12 protein-coding genes are annotated in these 16,851 nt (G+C 34.6%); 7 read left to right on the plus strand and 5 right to left on the minus strand.

Going from position 1 to position 16,851, the window contains the following annotated elements:
- Window positions 1–46: 46 nt before the first annotated feature.
- Window positions 47–2,425 (minus strand): TonB-dependent receptor, encoded by a 2,379-nt coding sequence (locus AAC084_RS06575; RefSeq protein ID WP_339838543.1) that lies wholly within the window; start codon window positions 2,423–2,425, stop codon window positions 47–49.
- A 187-nt stretch (window positions 2,426–2,612) separates the two neighbouring features.
- Between AAC084_RS06575 and AAC084_RS06580 the strand changes: the two genes are divergently transcribed.
- Together AAC084_RS06580 and AAC084_RS06585 are read left to right on the plus strand one after the other, a co-directional pair.
- The gene (locus tag AAC084_RS06580; RefSeq protein ID WP_339838546.1) at window positions 2,613–3,641 is read left to right on the plus strand and encodes a histidine kinase; all 1,029 of its coding nucleotides are present in this window, start codon (window positions 2,613–2,615) and stop codon (window positions 3,639–3,641) included.
- Complete coding sequence (locus AAC084_RS06585; protein ID WP_339838548.1) at window positions 3,638–4,345, plus strand: LytTR family DNA-binding domain-containing protein; 708 nt, start codon at window positions 3,638–3,640, stop codon at window positions 4,343–4,345. Before AAC084_RS06580 ends, AAC084_RS06585 begins: the two co-directional genes overlap by 4 nt.
- 1,925 nt (window positions 4,346–6,270) lie before the next feature.
- Here the strand turns inward: AAC084_RS06585 and AAC084_RS06590 are convergent.
- On the minus strand, window positions 6,271–6,393 hold the full coding sequence (locus tag AAC084_RS06590; RefSeq protein ID WP_339838551.1) for a hypothetical protein: 123 nt from the start codon (window positions 6,391–6,393) through the stop codon (window positions 6,271–6,273).
- Window positions 6,394–6,929: 536 nt separating this feature from the next.
- Window positions 6,930–8,156 carry a glycosyltransferase N-terminal domain-containing protein gene (locus AAC084_RS06595; RefSeq protein ID WP_339838553.1) on the minus strand — a complete coding sequence of 409 codons (1,227 nt, stop codon included), beginning with the start codon at window positions 8,154–8,156 and terminating at the stop codon, window positions 6,930–6,932.
- Between the two features lie 114 nt (window positions 8,157–8,270).
- Between AAC084_RS06595 and AAC084_RS06600 the strand changes: the two genes are divergently transcribed.
- The 4 genes from AAC084_RS06600 (at window position 8,271) to AAC084_RS06615 (ending at window position 12,236) form a co-directional block, all read left to right on the plus strand.
- Window positions 8,271–9,425 (plus strand): DegT/DnrJ/EryC1/StrS family aminotransferase, encoded by a 1,155-nt coding sequence (locus tag AAC084_RS06600; RefSeq protein WP_339838555.1) that lies wholly within the window; start codon window positions 8,271–8,273, stop codon window positions 9,423–9,425.
- A 46-nt stretch (window positions 9,426–9,471) separates the two neighbouring features.
- Window positions 9,472–10,488 carry a UDP-glucose 4-epimerase GalE gene (galE, locus tag AAC084_RS06605; protein ID WP_339838558.1) on the plus strand — a complete coding sequence of 339 codons (1,017 nt, stop codon included), beginning with the start codon at window positions 9,472–9,474 and terminating at the stop codon, window positions 10,486–10,488.
- A 76-nt stretch (window positions 10,489–10,564) separates the two neighbouring features.
- Window positions 10,565–11,836, plus strand: coding sequence for an amidohydrolase family protein (locus AAC084_RS06610; protein ID WP_339838560.1), 1,272 nt, complete (start codon window positions 10,565–10,567; stop codon window positions 11,834–11,836).
- Window positions 11,837–11,882: 46 nt separating this feature from the next.
- Window positions 11,883–12,236: a hypothetical protein gene (locus AAC084_RS06615; RefSeq protein WP_339838563.1), complete on the plus strand. Its 354-nt coding sequence runs from the start codon at window positions 11,883–11,885 to the stop codon at window positions 12,234–12,236.
- Between the two features lie 34 nt (window positions 12,237–12,270).
- Here AAC084_RS06615 and AAC084_RS06620 read toward each other — a convergent pair whose 3' ends face one another.
- Both AAC084_RS06620 and AAC084_RS06625 read right to left on the minus strand, forming a co-directional pair.
- On the minus strand, window positions 12,271–13,374 hold the full coding sequence (locus tag AAC084_RS06620; RefSeq protein ID WP_339838566.1) for a heparan-alpha-glucosaminide N-acetyltransferase domain-containing protein: 1,104 nt from the start codon (window positions 13,372–13,374) through the stop codon (window positions 12,271–12,273).
- Window positions 13,375–13,413: 39 nt separating this feature from the next.
- Window positions 13,414–13,929 (minus strand): alpha-ketoglutarate decarboxylase, encoded by a 516-nt coding sequence (locus AAC084_RS06625; RefSeq protein ID WP_339838570.1) that lies wholly within the window; start codon window positions 13,927–13,929, stop codon window positions 13,414–13,416.
- A gap of 116 nt (window positions 13,930–14,045) precedes the next feature.
- Between AAC084_RS06625 and AAC084_RS06630 the strand changes: the two genes are divergently transcribed.
- Window positions 14,046–16,847 carry a 2-oxoglutarate dehydrogenase E1 component gene (locus AAC084_RS06630; RefSeq protein WP_339838573.1) on the plus strand — a complete coding sequence of 934 codons (2,802 nt, stop codon included), beginning with the start codon at window positions 14,046–14,048 and terminating at the stop codon, window positions 16,845–16,847.
- Window positions 16,848–16,851: the final 4 nt, after the last annotated feature.

Here is a 16,851-nt window from a genome sequence, read left to right on the forward strand (position 1 = left end):
TGCAAAACACCTATAAGGGTTCAATGACGCATCTTTCTAAACGGGCCTAAAAATGTTTTTGTCCCGAGAATTCCATAGCTTCTCCACGTCCAAAACCAAAACTAACACCAAAGGTTATAAAGCGACCTTGTTGACTGAAATCCCTTAAATAGAAACCAGGTTGGTTGGTAATGCTTTCACGTATGCGTGAAGCAAATACATCGCGAATGCTAAGGCTCAAAATTGCTTTGCCTTTTAATATTTTCTTCCGTGCTCCAAAATCCATAAACAAGTTATCTGAAATTTCTTGTTGTAGCGTTCTATAGTCTGATCGGTAATGACCGATAAATTCCAAATCAAAATCTGCAGGTAGTTTTAATTTATTGGTAAGTCGCGTCGACCATTGGTCTCCTTTGAAATCAAAGGAATTTCCTTCAAAATCTCCTTCCCGTGTGAAGTGGCTATAATTGAAGTCATTTGTAAATGACAGCCAATTGGTAGGGATGTATTTGGCATTAAATTCAACACCGGTAGTATTGTTGTTACCGATATTTTCTGGTCGTGAAATACTCACATTATCTTCGAACTCCACGATGCGCTCTACCACATCTTCGGTATGTCTGTAGAAAACACCCAAGTTCATTGAAACCTTACCGATTTTATAGATGCTGGTAAGCTCGTAACTATCGGTGAATTCAGGTTGTAGGTTTGCATTACCTGTTCGGATGCTAAAATTATTACGGATGTTGTAAAACGGATTTAAATCCCACATTCTTGGACGAAAGATTCGTTTTGAATACCCGGCTTGCAGAGAAAGATTATCACTGAATTTATATGAGGTATGACCGCTAGGGAAAAAATTATTGTATTTCTGGTCATTGCTGTCATTGGTGTTCTTTAGTAAAGTGCTTAAATCGGTATCCTCAAATCGTACGCCCAATTTTAATCCCCATAAATCACTTTCATAGGCTGTAGTAGCATAAACCCCAAGTACTTTTTGTGTCCATTCAAAAACATTGGTTAAATCTGGATTTTCTACGAAACGTGAACCATCAAAATCACTGATGGCAAAATCATTTTCTACATCGTTTATTTGGTATTGAGCTCCTGTTTCAAGCGTATACTTTTCTGCCCATGGATGGGTATAATCCGCTTTAAAAGTATAATCTACCTGACTAAAGTCTGTACGTGATTGCTGTTGCATATCATCACCATTACCAAACGTAGTTATATTGTCAAAATCAGATGATTGGTCTTTCGCAAAGAGATTTCCGGTCGCGCTAAGTAATAAAGATTGTTCTTCATTGCCCTCAAAGTCCTTTTTATATTGTAATTCGTACGAATACTTAGGGTTGGTGGCTGTGGTGAGCTCATTACGTTGAAAGGCATCTGTTCTAGTATTTCCAGAATCGAATGTGCTGAACAAGGCATCAGAATGTTCCTTTTCCCATTCATAAGCGAAGTTTCCAGAAAGGGTAAGAACATTCAGATCATTAATGTGGTAGTCTGTACCTAAAATAAGATTAAAAAACGTTTCGTTCTTATTGCTCTGCCCAAAACTTGTGATATAGGTATCATCAACCAAGTTTCGGTTTTCAGTCTCGTTGTCACTAGGGAATGTTCTTCTACCAAAACCCATTTGGCTAAATAGGTTGAATTTTTCTGTACGTCGGTTAAGACTTAAGCCGATGCTATGGTTGTTCGGTACTCCGGTATTTAAGGTAACAGCACCATTCAATCCTTTTTTTTCTTCTTTTTTCAGAACAATATTAATAATCCCAGAAGTACCTTCAGCATCATATTTTGCAGACGGATTGGTAATAACCTCGATGCGTTCAATCATATCTGCAGTCAAGGTTCCTAAAGCATTGCCCTGTTCATTAGCGATTACTGAAGGTTTGCCGTTAATAAGCATTTGTACCCCTTGGCTACCACGTAAACTTATTTGCCCTTCAATATTCACATTTACCGATGGCACATTATTCAATATCTCTAAAGCACTTGCGCCAGTACTGCTTAAATCGGCACCAACATTGAATATTCGTTTATCTAGCTTAAATGTTGTTTGTGAAATTTCGCCTTCTACAATAACTTCATCTAATTGTTGCGAATCTTCAGAAATGGTCACAGTGCCTAAGTTGATTTTACCATTAACAATATTCGGATTATCGAATCTCTTAGTGGTGAATCCGATAAAACTTACTTCGATATAAAAATTAGGTGCACCTGTTTCGAGTATAAAGCTACCATCTTCAATAGTGGTGGTTCCTACAATGGGTTTTTGGTCTACAGGATTTCCAACTAAAACTGTAGCAAATTTAATTGGGCCACTGTTATTGTCTTCGACTATTTTGCCAGTAATTGTGGTGATGCCAGCTTGAGCGGACGCTAGATTGATTCCGAAAACTGAAAATCCGAGTAATAAAAAGAAATAAAAGTTGCGCATTTTAAACGAGGTTGAGTGTTTATTCTCAAAGATGATGTAATCATTACATTTAAGAAATCTATTTTCTGTAAACGACCAAGGTAATAGTGCGAACGACATAATTATTGTGAATGGTGTTTATCGTGCTAATTCTGTCGATGACAGTTTTGTTCAATATTAGTTCGGTACAATTGGTTATTTTTAATTTATGGCACTAAAACTTTCCTTCTTGAACAGTACTTCTAAAGAAGTCATTTTTCAAATAGTGCTGCATGTTGTATTGTTTCTGTTTTTCTCTTTCGATAAAAATCAACCCGAAATACAGGCATTCAAGATAATTGCTTTTATAAATTATGCGTTAGGTGCATTGGTCATCAACTACGTTTTACTTCCCCGTTTTTTCTATCGGAAAAAGTACTTTGAGTTTTTTATATATGTTGTTGTTGTAGTGACCTTAATTATTATGGTTGAAGAGTTGGTATTGGAGCGCATATTTTATCCGACTACACGCGGACAGTATTTTCCTGGGGTGGTGTTCAGTTTGTTAGATGTAATGCCAGTGATTATGATTTTAGCAGGATTTAAATTTGCTTGGGATGCATCAAAAAAACAATTGGAAGTAGAGGAATTGCGTAGCTCTGTAGAGGAAAGTGAGTTGTTGTTTTTAAAATCTCAAATTAACCCACATTTTTTGTTTAATAATTTAAACAACCTTTATTCGTATGCGATTGAAGAATCGCCAAAAACTCCTTCGATTATATTAGAGCTTTCTTCGGTACTGCGATATATGTTATACGATTGTAAAGAGAATTTTGTGGTGCTTCATAAGGAAATCGAGCATCTGAAGAATTTTACCCAGTTGAACGAAATGCAGATAGAAGAAAGAGGTAAAGTGACTTTTAATATGGGTACTATTAAACCTGGATTTGTAGTTGCGCCCTTAATATTATCGGTATTTATCGAGAATGCATTTAAACATAGCACTGCTAGCCAATCTGACGGAATTTTTATTGATATTAATATCAAGTTAGATAAATATGGAGCTTTATATTTTGAATGTAGAAATTCTTTTCTACCCGTAACCAATACCGATAATCTTTCAAATGGTATAGGGCTTAAGAATGTGAAAAAACGTCTGCAATTACTATATCCGAATGCGCATGAGTTGTACATTCAAAATGAGCAGAATATTTATTATGTACAATTGAAATTACAACTAACAAAGATGGAATTATGATTAGTTGCATTATCATTGAAGACCAGCCACCCGCACAACGTGTACTTAAAAAATACATAGCGGATATTGGAAATTTAAATTTGAAAGCGACCTTTGCAGATGCTTTACTAGCGATGGATTTCTTGAACAATAATCCTATTGATTTGATTTTTCTGGATATTCATTTGCCGAAAATTTCAGGTATTGACTTTCTTAAAGTCGTAAAGAATAACCCCAATGTTATTTTGACTACTGCATTTTCTGACTATGCTCTTGAAAGCTATGAATACAATGTTGTGGATTATCTCTTAAAGCCTTTTTCATTTGAACGCTTTGTTCAGGCTGTTTCTAAAGTGCCCTTAAAGAAGAATATTGAAAATAGAAAACGGAATATTATAGAACTAGAACAATACCCAGAATTGATATTTATAAAGTCAGGCTACGAACATATTAAAATTGAAGTGGCAAATATTCGATATATTCAATCTGATGCTGATTATACTGAAATCTACACTACAGAACGAAAGTACTTGTCACAAGAACCATTACGTTATTGGGAAGGATATTTAGATTCAAGAAAATTTGTTCGAATTCATAAATCTTATATTTTAAATATTTCAAAAATTCAAAAGATTATCGGGAATCGAGTTCATTTTGAAGGTGATATAAACCTCCCCATTGGTCGAGCATATAAAGAAGGTTTTATGAAACTAGTTTTAAAGTAATTTCTAATTCTTGTTGTTTTTTATTTCTTGAAATAATATGGTTCTACTAAGTAGGTAGTACAGTTAAGATTATAGGATTATATTTTGAGAGTATACGTGTGCCTTTGTCAGAAACCTTAACAATGAAATGAAGTGTGTCTTTTTTAGACACTTCTGGTGCGGTGAGGTTAACTATATGCACATTATCTACATCTATTTTATCTTCTTTTTATACGAGCCATTTTCTGGGTTTTGAAACCATAAAAAGTTAAGGTTATCACTATCAGGGTCTGTGGGTTTCAAAGTATCAGGAAAAAAGCTGCACCTGATTTTACGGTAAACTTTTCGATGTGAATCAATTTGGGAACCAGTGGATAGTTTGCTTCTTCAGAATTCATGACAGACCAATCCATACGGGCCGCAAAATAATTTTGAAAATCATCTTTCCAACGCCATAAAGTCTTTTAGTATCCATAGAACTAAATGGTGTTAGGTTTTACTGATTTGCTATATTCTTTAGTAATATGCGGAGTGTAGCTATGATTGGCTCTTGTCTCAGGGGCTTTCGTGACAATTGAGCCGCCTTTTATAGTCTTTGAGTAATCGGGTTTATATAATTCGTACCGACCACCCATCCTCCTAATTCCGGATGCTCTACAAAATTAAGTCCGTTAGGTATTAATGATAAGAATGCGGGTGTATCATCTTCTATGCCCCAGTCGAAGTCAGGTTAAATAGGTTCTGTCCGACCGTGATTTTGTTGTATGTGTTCTGCAATCCAGCCAGTGCTTATTGCTGTGTTGTCGAAACCTTTGATATAGGTTATTTATACTTGTTCACGTTACCTGGCTGTACTCATACCAGAACTTACTATATAGAACAAATCTGAAAAATTGTTTCTAGTCCAAATGCCGCTATCATTTTGATCAGAAATAGTGTAAATTCTAAGTTTATAAATTAATCTTTTAGCTTCTTTTGAATGTTTAGTGTTTTTTATTTTATGAATTGACTGGGCTAGTGTATTTACTCCACCTCATACAGAAATCTTAAGTGGGCGATCGCCTTCTTCTTCTTCTTCTTCTTCTTCTTCTTCTTCTTCTTCTTCTTCTAGAATTTTAATAATCCAATCAGACCTTTCTGAATCCATGCCAAGACCTACTTCCTTTATGCCATATTTATGTAAGCTATTTTTTACTAGGCTATCTAAAGTTGATGCTCTTAGGTAATTTTTTCATGCTTTAACAAGTTGGGTTGAACCTCACCATATACTTTGATTATTTTTCGCAAAGATTCCGAATTTTTTTTGCTCTGTAGTCAGAATGAAGTGGTAGCAACCATTCCCTTATTTTATACTTCGTTCGAATAAAGAAATAATCGCACGAACGATTTTGTATCATTTAGATCTGCTTTAATGTCTGATCGAATGATCATTCTATTTTTTTGACTTGATTGTGTCTAAAAAGTACTTGAAAAAGCTAGAAAGAAACTAAAGCTTAAAATAAGCGAATACTTCAATTGCATATAGCCATTTAATGATAAATGTTTTTTTGTTTGCAATAAAAAGAGGTTTATTGAATAAGTACTGAAAATCAATAAAAAGAAGTGTAATATTCTATTAATCAATTGTTGATTAATGTTATTGTAGGTAATCCAACATAGATAGTGGATAATATGCTTGTTTTATTGTTTCCTAACAATATAAACCTTTGCATATTATAAATACAAAGAATTTAAAACATGAAAAATATAAAAGTTTATCCTACAATATGGCAGACGATTCCTTTCTCATTAGATATGTTGGACATATGGAAAAGAAAGGCAAAGAAGAAATCAAAAGCTAAAAATTAGAATCACATATTTTTAGATTATAAAATGAAAAAGCCCCTTATTTAAAGGGGCTTTTTTTTTAACGTATTTTTTTAACAATATGGGCTATGGTTAAAACGTTAAACAACCCCTATAAGGGCTAAAAAAGTTCCAACTGCAACGACTGCCAAAAAAGCGTTCATTGCAATGATAAGTACGGATAGATAAGTATCTACCCCCGTTTTAAATGATAAATTGTTCATAACATTACCTACTTTAAAGTTATACTAATAAAGCTAGTGGAAGTTTGCAACAATTAAACAACGATTGTTGTAAAACCTTACAGAATTGTTGTAATGACTTATTTTTTTGTGGTTTGTTGGTAATGATTAATGCACTTTATCTAACAAAATAGCTTTTTGTCGAAACAGCTGTACTTTACACAATAATTCTAAAATTTAAATTTTGCAAGTTGGTTTTACGGTAAAATACTAGATTAAACCTAACCAGTCTGCTATACCAGCAAGTGGTACAGATAATAGGATAATTATTAAGCAGATAATCATTAATTTGAGAAAACCATTGAGCATTTTAACTCCTGGAGAAAGTTCTTGTTCCATAATCATAATTCTAAAGTTCTGTACTCAATATAGGGATATAAGCTCTAATCTACTGTGATATAAGACTATAAAATCGACCAACGTATGATATTACCAGTGCAAAGTATGATTTGTAAATTTTTCTAATTAAACTGTAGGAGATTATTTAGATGGTATTTTGATAGGTAAGTGAGTAAAAATCATGAATATTGTGATCTCAAAATTGAAGTTATGACATTCATGACTTTTTCAGTTGCACCAGTTTTTTCTTTTATGTACTTATAATTTATATGGCCAGTTGAATTTTTTAATTTCTCACTTTCAAAAAACGAATTTAATTGCTCTTTAAAATCGATAGCGTTGTTTATTGATTGTACGCCGTTTAGTTTAACTAAATCTTCTGCTTCTGCAAAACCTTTAAACTTTGGCCCTATGATAACTGGCATGCCAAATACGGCAGGTTCTAAGGTGTTGTGTAATCCTGTTGCGAATCCGCCACCTACATAGGCAACATCTGCATAACTGTATATTTTGGTTAATAGTCCAATAGTGTCTATTATGATAACTTCATAATTTTCAAGTGTCAGATCACCAATTTCCGTATAATTCAGTACTGATTTATTAATTGCATTTTTTATAGATTCAATGTGCTTTCTTTTTATGGTATGTGGGGCAATTACAAATTGAATAGGATGAGTATTACTATTTATAAAATCTATAATTATATTTTCATCTTCTGGCCAAGTACTGCCCGCAACAAAGCAAAATTTTTCCTGTTTAAAACGGGTCATAAAATTTAATGAATTATCTCGATCCAGAATTTCACTTACTCTATCGAAACGAGTATCACCAGCAATTGTCAAATTATTAAATCCGATAGAATTTAATAAAATATTTGATTTTTCATTTTGAACAAAAAAGTGAGAAAACATGGTTAAAGCTTTTAGCATGAAAGCTCCATACCATTTAAAATAGATCTGATTCTCTTTAAATAAAGCAGATACTAGAAAGGTAGGTATGTTCTTTTCTTTAAGGGCAGATAAGTAATTAGGCCAAATTTCATATTTAATAAAAATGACTAATTCAGGATGTGTGGCCTCTATGAATAAATCAACATTCTTCTTAGAATCTAAAGGTAGATAGCAAATTACATCTGCAGCCTTGCTATTTTTTTTCACTTCAAAACCTGAGGGTGAAAAAAATGTAAGGACTATTTTATGAGTTGGATAGTTGTGTTTAAGTTCCTCCATAATTGGGAGACCTTGTTCATATTCACCCAAAGAAGCAGCATGTATCCAAATAACTTTATCGTCTTCTGAAATAGATTTTTTTAATAAGGGGAAAGTATCTTTTCTGCCATTTACGAAAAGTGATAGTTTCGCATTTATTAACGCTAATACCCTTAGAATAGCGGAGGTGCTTAACACAAGAAGATTATAAAGAAAGTACAAACTGATGCTTTTGGGCTAAATTACGTTTCTTTCCATAAAATTAGTGTCGTCTGTTTCGTATTTTTGTACCACTTCATGTAATTTCAACAGATGAAAAAGATACAAATGGTTGACCTAAGTGGTCAATACCAAGAAATAAAAGATCAAGTCAACTCCTCTATTACTCAAATACTAGAAACATCGGCCTTTATTAATGGTCCTGAAGTTCATGCATTTCAAAAGGAGTTAGAAACATATCTTGGTGTAAAACATGTGATTCCATGTGCAAATGGAACAGATGCATTACAAATTGCAATGATGGGTTTGGGTTTAAAGCCAGGCGATGAAGTTATTACTGCAGACTTTACTTTTGCCGCAACCGTAGAGGTTATTGCTTTATTACAATTAACACCGGTTTTGGTTGATGTTTATCCTGACACGTTTAATATTAATATAGAGGCATTAGAAAAAGCAATAACTCCTAAGACAAAAGCAATTGTTCCTGTTCACCTTTTTGGACAATGTGCTAATATGGATGCTATTCTTGCCTTAGCTGAAAAGCATAACTTATTTGTGATAGAGGATAATGCACAAGCAATAGGAGCCAAATATTTATCCAAAAATGGAAAAAAATCTATGGCGGGTAGTATGGGGCATGTAGGCGCGACTTCCTTTTTCCCATCTAAAAATTTGGGCTGTTATGGTGATGGTGGTGCTATTTTTACCAATGATGATGATTTGGCGCACATTATTAGAGGAATTGTAAACCATGGTATGTATGAAAGATATCATCATGATGTAGTTGGAGTTAATTCTAGATTAGATTCTATACAAGCTGCCGTTCTTAGAGCTAAACTTCCAAGGCTAGATGGGTATTGCGAAGCTAGAAGAAATGCTGCGCGCGCATATTCAAAAGCGTTTAAAAATCAAGAAAATATCGTTACACCGGTTACCGTAAATAATTGTGACGGTATCTGCGATGTGTGTGATTGTCATGTTTTTCATCAATATACGTTGAAGATTACCAACGGAAAAAGAGATGCTTTGGCGAAATATTTGAACGAGAACGATATTCCTTGTGGTGTATATTATCCTATTCCGCTACATAATCAAAAAGCTTATGTTGATGAACGATATAAAGAAGAAGACTTTCCAGTTACTAATCAATTAGTAAAAGAGGTGATTTCATTGCCGATGCATACAGAATTGGATGAAGAGCAGATTAACCATATTACGAAGATGGTTATCGGTTTTGTTAATGGATAAATTTCGAAGTGTTTTATATTTGGTAGAAGTTGAAATAACATATTAAATGAAAGTATTAGTAACAGGCGGATTAGGATTCATCGGATCACATACAGTTGTAGAACTTCAGAATAAAGGTTTTGAAGTAATCATTATAGATGATTGCTCTAATTCTGACGAAAAAGTGCTTATTGGTATTGAAGCGATTACTGGGAAAAAACCAATTTTCGAAAAGTTAGATTTAAAGGAGAAACATAAAGTAGAAGAGTTTTTTCAAAGACATCAAGATGTTGCTGGGGTTATTCACTTTGCTGCTTCAAAAGCAGTTGGGGAGAGTGTTGAAAAACCATTGCTTTACTATGAGAATAATATAGGTACACTGGTTTATATTTTAAAAGAACTTTGTAAAAAGAATAAAGCAAGTTTTATTTTTAGTTCATCTTGTACGGTATATGGTCAAGCAGATAAAATGCCTATAACCGAAGATGCTCCTATTAAGGTGGCTGAATCTCCTTATGGGAACACAAAGCAAATGGGGGAGGAAATTATTGCCGATACTTGTAAAGTTACTCCGAGTTTAAATGCTATTGCATTACGTTATTTTAACCCAATGGGCGCACACCCAAGTGGTGAGATCGGAGAATTGCCAATAGGAGTTCCGCAAAATTTAGTGCCCTATATTACCCAGACGGGTATTGGCTTAAGAAAAGAATTGTCAGTATTTGGAGATGATTATCCAACACCAGATGGAACCTGTATTAGAGACTATATTTATGTGGTCGATTTAGCAAAAGCCCATGTTGTTGCGTTAGAGCGTTTGTTTCAAGGAAAGAATGAAAAGAACTACGAAGTTTTTAATGTAGGTACCGGTACAGGAAGTTCTGTATTGGAAGCTATTCATAGCTTTGAAAAAGTTTCAGGTAGAAAGTTAAATTATAAAATTGTTGATAGGAGAGCTGGTGATATCACTTCTGCTTATGCCGATACAACTAAAGCGAATACTGTCTTGGGCTGGAAAGCTGAATATACTTTAGAAGAGGCAATGAACTACGCATGGATTTGGGAACAGAAAATTCGTGATTGAATTTCTTGATTTCGAAGACTTAAATAAGGGGAAATATAGCTATATTTCCCCTTATTTAATTTAGAGAAAACTCCTTATGAAAAATTACTTATTATTTTTATTATTCTTGATTGTAGGTTTTATAAATGCCCAAGATACTTATCTTCAATGTGGTCAGATATTAGATGTTGAAACAGGAAAATTATTATCTGAAAAAACAATCGTTATTTCTGGAAATAAAATCAAAAGTATAGTTAACGGTTTTGTTGCTGGAAAAAATACGGATAAGGTTGTCGATTTAAAATCTAAAACAATATTGCCAGGTTTTATTGATATGCATGTTCATATCGAAAGTGAATCTAGCCCTTCTAGATATTTGGAAGGCTTCACTAAGAATGAAGCTGATATTGCTTTTCAATCTACTCTTTATGCAAAGAGAACCTTAATGGCAGGATTCACTACGGTTAGGGATTTAGGAGGCTCTGGAGTGAATATTTCGCTTAGAGACGCAATTAATAAAGGAACCATAGTTGGGCCTAGAATTTTCACTGCAGGTAAAGCTCTGGCGTCAACTGGCGGTCATGCGGATCCAACTAATGGAACTAGGAATGATTTAATGGGTGATCCAGGACCTAAAGAGGGAGTGGTGAATTCGCCTGAAGATGGAAGAAAAGCGGTACGTCAACGGTATAAAGAAGGAGCCGACGTTATTAAAATTACGGCTACTGGTGGTGTTTTGAGTGTTGCGAAAAATGGTCAAAATCCACAGTTTACAATCGACGAGATAAAAGCTATTACCGAAACAGCTGACGATTACGGAATGCTTACTGCTGCTCATGCTCATGGAGATGAGGGTATGCAAAGAGCTATTTTAGGTGGAATAAAAACCATTGAGCATGGAACTTTAATGTCTGAAGAAACAATGGATTTGATGGTGAAACATAAAGCTTTTATGGTGCCTACACTTTCTGCGGGTAGGGAGGCAGCTAGGTTGGCCAAAATACCTAATTTTTTGCCGCCTGTTGTGGCTAAGAAAGCACTGGAAATCGGTCCAAAGTTAGAAGCTACGTTTGCAAGAGCTTATAAGAAAGGGGTGAGCATTGCTTTTGGAACTGATTCTGGAGTTTCGCCACACGGGGATAATGGTAAAGAGTTCGTTTATATGTATAATGCGGGAATGCCAATCATAGAAACCTTACAATCAGCTACAATTATAAATGCTAAGCTTTTAGGTGAAGATGAATTAGGGCAATTAAAAGAAGGATATATTGCGGATATTGTAGCAGTAAACGACAATCCTTTAAAAAATGTCGACACCCTAACTGATGTTGTCTTTGTTATGAAAGACGGAGTAGTTTATAAAGAATAGGTTCTTTAGATTGATAAAGATTTTTATTCGCTAATAATATTATGACATGGAGTTAAATGTTATGAATAGTAATCAGTTGTTGGTTTTGGCTAATGATTCTACCTTAATTGAAGATTTGACGTACCAGATAGAGAAAGATTTTGGTCTTGCTAATATTTCTTTGAAATTACCACTGAAGTTTGATGCGCAAACGTTTATAGCTGCTATTCGTGAAAAGGTGTACTATTTAATGATGGAGCATTTTTCGGAATACCTTAATCTTCTATATGTAGTTGATATACCTGAAAGTCAATTTCAACAAATTGAAATTACTGATGCCGTTGAGGTTGCTGATCAAATGACTTTTCTAATCTTAAAACGCGAATACCAAAAAGTATGGTATAGAAATAGGTATAAGTAGGTAGAATTTACAATTCAAATTCTACCTACACATACTAGACTTTTACGTATATACCTTTCTTGTCCATAAGGTAGCCAACGAACCAGCAAGTCAGCATAATCCATAATGCAAAAAGTAGTGATCCAAAGTAGTCACCTGCTGTTGCAATGAAAATATTATCTGCTATCCAATTATAGGCACTTGTGCCTTTCATTGAAATTACGGCTAACGTAATAATAAATAATTCTGATAATAGGTATATGAATAAGGTGTTTCTGCCAAAAATTTCAAAAAAGTAGGTCCATTTTCCTGGTTTCTTCATATCCAGTAAATAAACCAACAAGGCTATGATGAATATATCGATACCACTAGTCAGTAGTACAAATGAACTGGACCAAAGTTTTTTGTTGAATGGCATTATTAAATCCCAAGCAAAACCTGCAACTACCAATACAGCTGCTACCATTAACAATTTAGCGATAGTTTCGAAATTCTGACCGTTTTTTTGAATGAATTTTCCTGTGAGATAGCCTGCAATTACATTAACGATGGCGGGCAATGTACTTAGTAATCCTTCAGGGTCAAAAGCGACTCCTCCGTTGCCGTGGTACATGTGATTTGGACCAATTAGAAATTTATCAAATTTTAAAACTGCATTACCCAGTAAAGTTAAATCTCCAAAACCAACTAGTAGTATATTATAGCCTACTAATGCTAACACGCTGAAAATAATGACGGTTCTTGTTTTAAAATAATGAAGTAAAATAGATGCAAACAAATAGCAGAGTGCTATACGTTGTAAGACACCAAAAATTCGAGTTTCAGCAATAGGTTTTAGGCTTCCGTTTTCGAAAAAAGGAAACCAATACATTAAAAACCCTAAAAGGAATATGATTGAAAAACGTTTGAAGATTTTTTTAAGGAAGGCTCCATCTCCCATTGCTTCATATTTTTTCATACTAAAGCTCATAGCGTTACCAACTACGAACAAAAAGGTGGGGAATACTAAATCGGTGAGTGTGAATCCGTTCCATTCGGCATGTTTCAGTATTCCGAAACTGGTATCACCATTTCCAGGTGAGTTAACTATAATCATCAATGCAACATCTATTCCCCTAAAAACGTCTAAGGATAGATATCTGTTTTTTAATGCATTCATTTTGGTTGGTTTTGTAGGGGTTGAAAGGTAGAATAAAAATTAAAAGTAAACACGAACAAATGGCATCAAAGCATTACCATAGATACTTTTTTCATCATTATATAGTAAGTCGTACCGTAAGCCAAAGGTTACATTGGGTATGCTGTAACCAATTCCTACAAAAAACGCAGGTAACCAATAATTGTCCTTAATGTTCGTGGTTTGCGTGAATAACGTTCTATTGATTCGCAATTGTTCGAATTCGGTTGAAAGCTGTAGTTGGGGTATAGGATTAAAGAGTGATAGTAAACTACCACCATAAGCTGAAAATTTATCATTGTCAAATTTGGCATAGCTGAAACTCAGACTTGTGCCCACGGCTAATTGGTCATTAAATTGGTAGATAGCGCTTGGTGATATAGAGCTATTGAAGCCATCGTTGGAGAAGCCTAGACCAATACTGCCGCCAAATTTAACATTGTTCCAGAAATCGGAATTATTGCTTGAACCTTGAGCAAAAGAAAAAATAATATTAAAGGAACACAGTAGTGTGAAAAGTAATTTTTTTAAGTGCATTTGCTGATTTTGTTTTAAAGTTTCATTTTTTTCAATAATACACTGTATTCTTCCGTTAGATATAGTAAATGTTGTAAATTTGTACAAATTTATTCTAAAGATACAGAAAGTAATTCATGGATAAATATTCCTTTTTGAATACCGCTCATACCTCTTTTTTTTCGGAGCTATATGATAAGTATTTAGTGAACCCGGATAGTGTAGAGCCAAGTTGGAGAGCCTTTTTTCAAGGTTTCGACTTTGGCCTAGAGAGTTCGTTAGATGAACTAGATATTGATGAAAATCGAACAACAGCTATAGTTAATGGCAATAAAAGTGAAATGCCAGAATCTCTTCAGAAGGAGTTTCAGGTGATTCGTTTAATCGATGGCTATAGAAGTAGAGGTCATTTGTTCACTGCAACGAACCCCGTTAGAGAGAGAAGACATTACGAACCAACATTAGATCTTCAAAACTTCGGTTTGGAAGAATCTGATTTGACTACTGTTTTTAATGCCGGAGATATCATCGGTATTGGACCAAGTTCGTTAAATGAAATAATTAGACATCTTAAGAGTATATATTGTGATGCCATTGGTGTGGAATATATGTTTATTCGTAACCCTAATAGGGTTAAATGGATACAAGATTGGATAAATGTCAATGACAATCATCCGAATTTTGAACCAGAACGAAAAAAACACATCCTCAAAAAATTAAATCACGCGATTTCTTTTGAAACTTTCTTGCATACTAAATATGTAGGGCAAAAAAGATTTTCTTTGGAAGGTAACGAGTCTTTAATACCTGCGCTAGATGTAATTGTTGAACGTGCAGCAGAAATGGGAGTTGAACAGTTCGTTATGGGTATGGCACACCGAGGCAGATTAAATGTGCTAACTAATATATTTGGTAAATCGGCGAAAGATATCTTTAGTGAATTTGATGGTAAAGATTACGAGCAAGAAATTTTTGATGGCGATGTTAAGTATCATTTAGGTTGGACATCTGATCGTAAATCTGACAACGGTAACAAAATCAAAATGAACATTGCTCCAAACCCATCGCACTTAGAAACCGTTGGTGCTGTTGTTGAAGGTATTGCTAGAGCAAAACAAGATACACACTATCAAGATGATTTTTCAAAGGTGCTACCGATAGTGGTTCATGGTGATGCTGCAATAGCTGGTCAAGGTTTGGTGTACGAATTGGTGCAGATGGCGAACCTAGATGGGTATAAGACAGGAGGAACCATACATATCGTTGTTAATAACCAAATAGGGTTTACAACAAACTATTTAGATGCAAGAACATCTACCTATTGTACTGATGTTGCGAAAGTAACATTGAGTCCGGTTCTGCATGTGAATTCAGATGATGCCGAAGCGGTTGTACATGCTTCACTTTTCGCGTTAGAGTATAGAATGCGATTTGCGAGTGATGTATTTATAGATTTATTGGGATATAGAAAATATGGTCATAACGAAGGTGATGAACCAAGGTTTACACAGCCAAAATTATATAAAGCGATAGCAAAGCATAAGAATCCTAGAGATATTTATGCTGAGAGATTGATTAAAGAAGGGGTTATCGATGATACTTTTGTCGCTCAACTTGAAAAACAATATAAAGATTCTTTAGAGGAAAAATTAGAAGATTCAAGAAAAGAGGATAAGACGGTCATTACACCTTTTATGGCTGATGAATGGAAAGGCTTTGAAAATGTGCGTGAATGGGCAATGATGGATGTCGTTGATACCACTTTTGATAAAACTAAATTAACTAAAATTGCTAAAGTACTTACGGAATTACCTAAGGGTAAAAAGTTTTTACGAAAGGTAGAGAAATTGGTTAATGATCGCCATAACATGTATTTTGAATCTGACAATTTAGATTGGGCAATGGGTGAGTTACTTGCTTATGGTTCTCTTTTAGAGGAAGGTTTTGCTGTGCGTATGTCCGGTCAAGATGTTGAACGTGGTACTTTCTCGCATCGTCATGCAGTAATGAAGGTTGAGGAGAGCGAAGAAGAGGTTGTCTTATTAAACAAGCTTTCCGAGCAACAAGCAAAATTTCAAATCTATAATTCACTTCTATCAGAATATGGTGTTGTAGGTTTTGATTACGGTTATGCTATGGCTAGCCCAAATACGTTAACTATTTGGGAGGCTCAATTTGGAGATTTCAGTAATGGAGCCCAAATCATGATTGACCAGTATATTTCTGCTGCAGAGGATAAATGGAAGCTTCAAAACGGATTGGTAATGTTATTACCTCACGGTTATGAAGGCCAGGGTGCAGAGCACTCATCGGCAAGAATGGAGCGTTATTTACAGTTATGTGCTAAGGATAATATGTATATCGCAGATGTAACTACACCTGCACAGATGTTTCATATATTGAGAAGGCAAATGAAAGCGAATTTTAGAAAGCCTTTAATCATATTTACGCCTAAGAGTTTATTGAGACACCCTAAGGCGGTTTCAAAAGTTTCTGATTTAACAGAAGGCGGTTTTCAAGAAGTAATTGATGATGTAACTGCTGATGTTAAGAAAGTTAAAAGTTTGGTTTTTTGTACCGGTAAGTTCTATTACGACTTATTGTCGGTTAAAGAAGAGCAGAAAAGAGATGATGTTGCACTTGTGAGAGTTGAACAATTATTTCCTTTACCTGAAGAGAAAATGCAAGAGGTAATGGCTAAGTATAAGAATGTAGATGACCTTGTTTGGGCTCAAGAAGAACCAAGAAACATGGGAGCATGGAGTCATTTATTAATGCACTTTAGCGAAGTTCAAAAATTTAGAGTTGCTTCTCGACGTTTTTATGCTGCTCCTGCTGCAGGTAGTGCGGTTAGATCTAAGAAACGTCATCAACAAGTAATAGATTATGTCTTTGACAAGTCAAAGAATAATATGTTTAAACCCAAAGAGTTAAAATAACATA

Origin of the sequence: uncultured Maribacter sp. (assembly GCF_963977385.1) — a bacterium.
Lineage (GTDB): Bacteria > Bacteroidota > Bacteroidia > Flavobacteriales > Flavobacteriaceae > Maribacter.

Bases quoted from the DNA above. Each gene is read 5' to 3' on its own strand.
- AAC084_RS06575 (WP_339838543.1), bottom strand. From the start codon at position 2,425: ATGCGCAACTTTTATTTCTTTTTATTACTCGGATTTTCAGTTTTCGGA.
- AAC084_RS06580 (WP_339838546.1), top strand. From the start codon at position 2,613: ATGGCACTAAAACTTTCCTTCTTGAACAGTACTTCTAAAGAAGTCATT.
- AAC084_RS06585 (WP_339838548.1), top strand. From the start codon at position 3,638: ATGATTAGTTGCATTATCATTGAAGACCAGCCACCCGCACAACGTGTA.
- AAC084_RS06590 (WP_339838551.1), bottom strand. From the start codon at position 6,393: ATGAACAATTTATCATTTAAAACGGGGGTAGATACTTATCTATCCGTA.
- AAC084_RS06600 (WP_339838555.1), top strand. From the start codon at position 8,271: ATGAAAAAGATACAAATGGTTGACCTAAGTGGTCAATACCAAGAAATA.
- galE (WP_339838558.1), top strand. From the start codon at position 9,472: ATGAAAGTATTAGTAACAGGCGGATTAGGATTCATCGGATCACATACA.
- AAC084_RS06610 (WP_339838560.1), top strand. From the start codon at position 10,565: ATGAAAAATTACTTATTATTTTTATTATTCTTGATTGTAGGTTTTATA.
- AAC084_RS06615 (WP_339838563.1), top strand. From the start codon at position 11,883: ATGGAGTTAAATGTTATGAATAGTAATCAGTTGTTGGTTTTGGCTAAT.
- AAC084_RS06620 (WP_339838566.1), bottom strand. From the start codon at position 13,374: ATGAATGCATTAAAAAACAGATATCTATCCTTAGACGTTTTTAGGGGA.
- AAC084_RS06625 (WP_339838570.1), bottom strand. From the start codon at position 13,929: ATGCACTTAAAAAAATTACTTTTCACACTACTGTGTTCCTTTAATATT.
- AAC084_RS06630 (WP_339838573.1), top strand. From the start codon at position 14,046: ATGGATAAATATTCCTTTTTGAATACCGCTCATACCTCTTTTTTTTCG.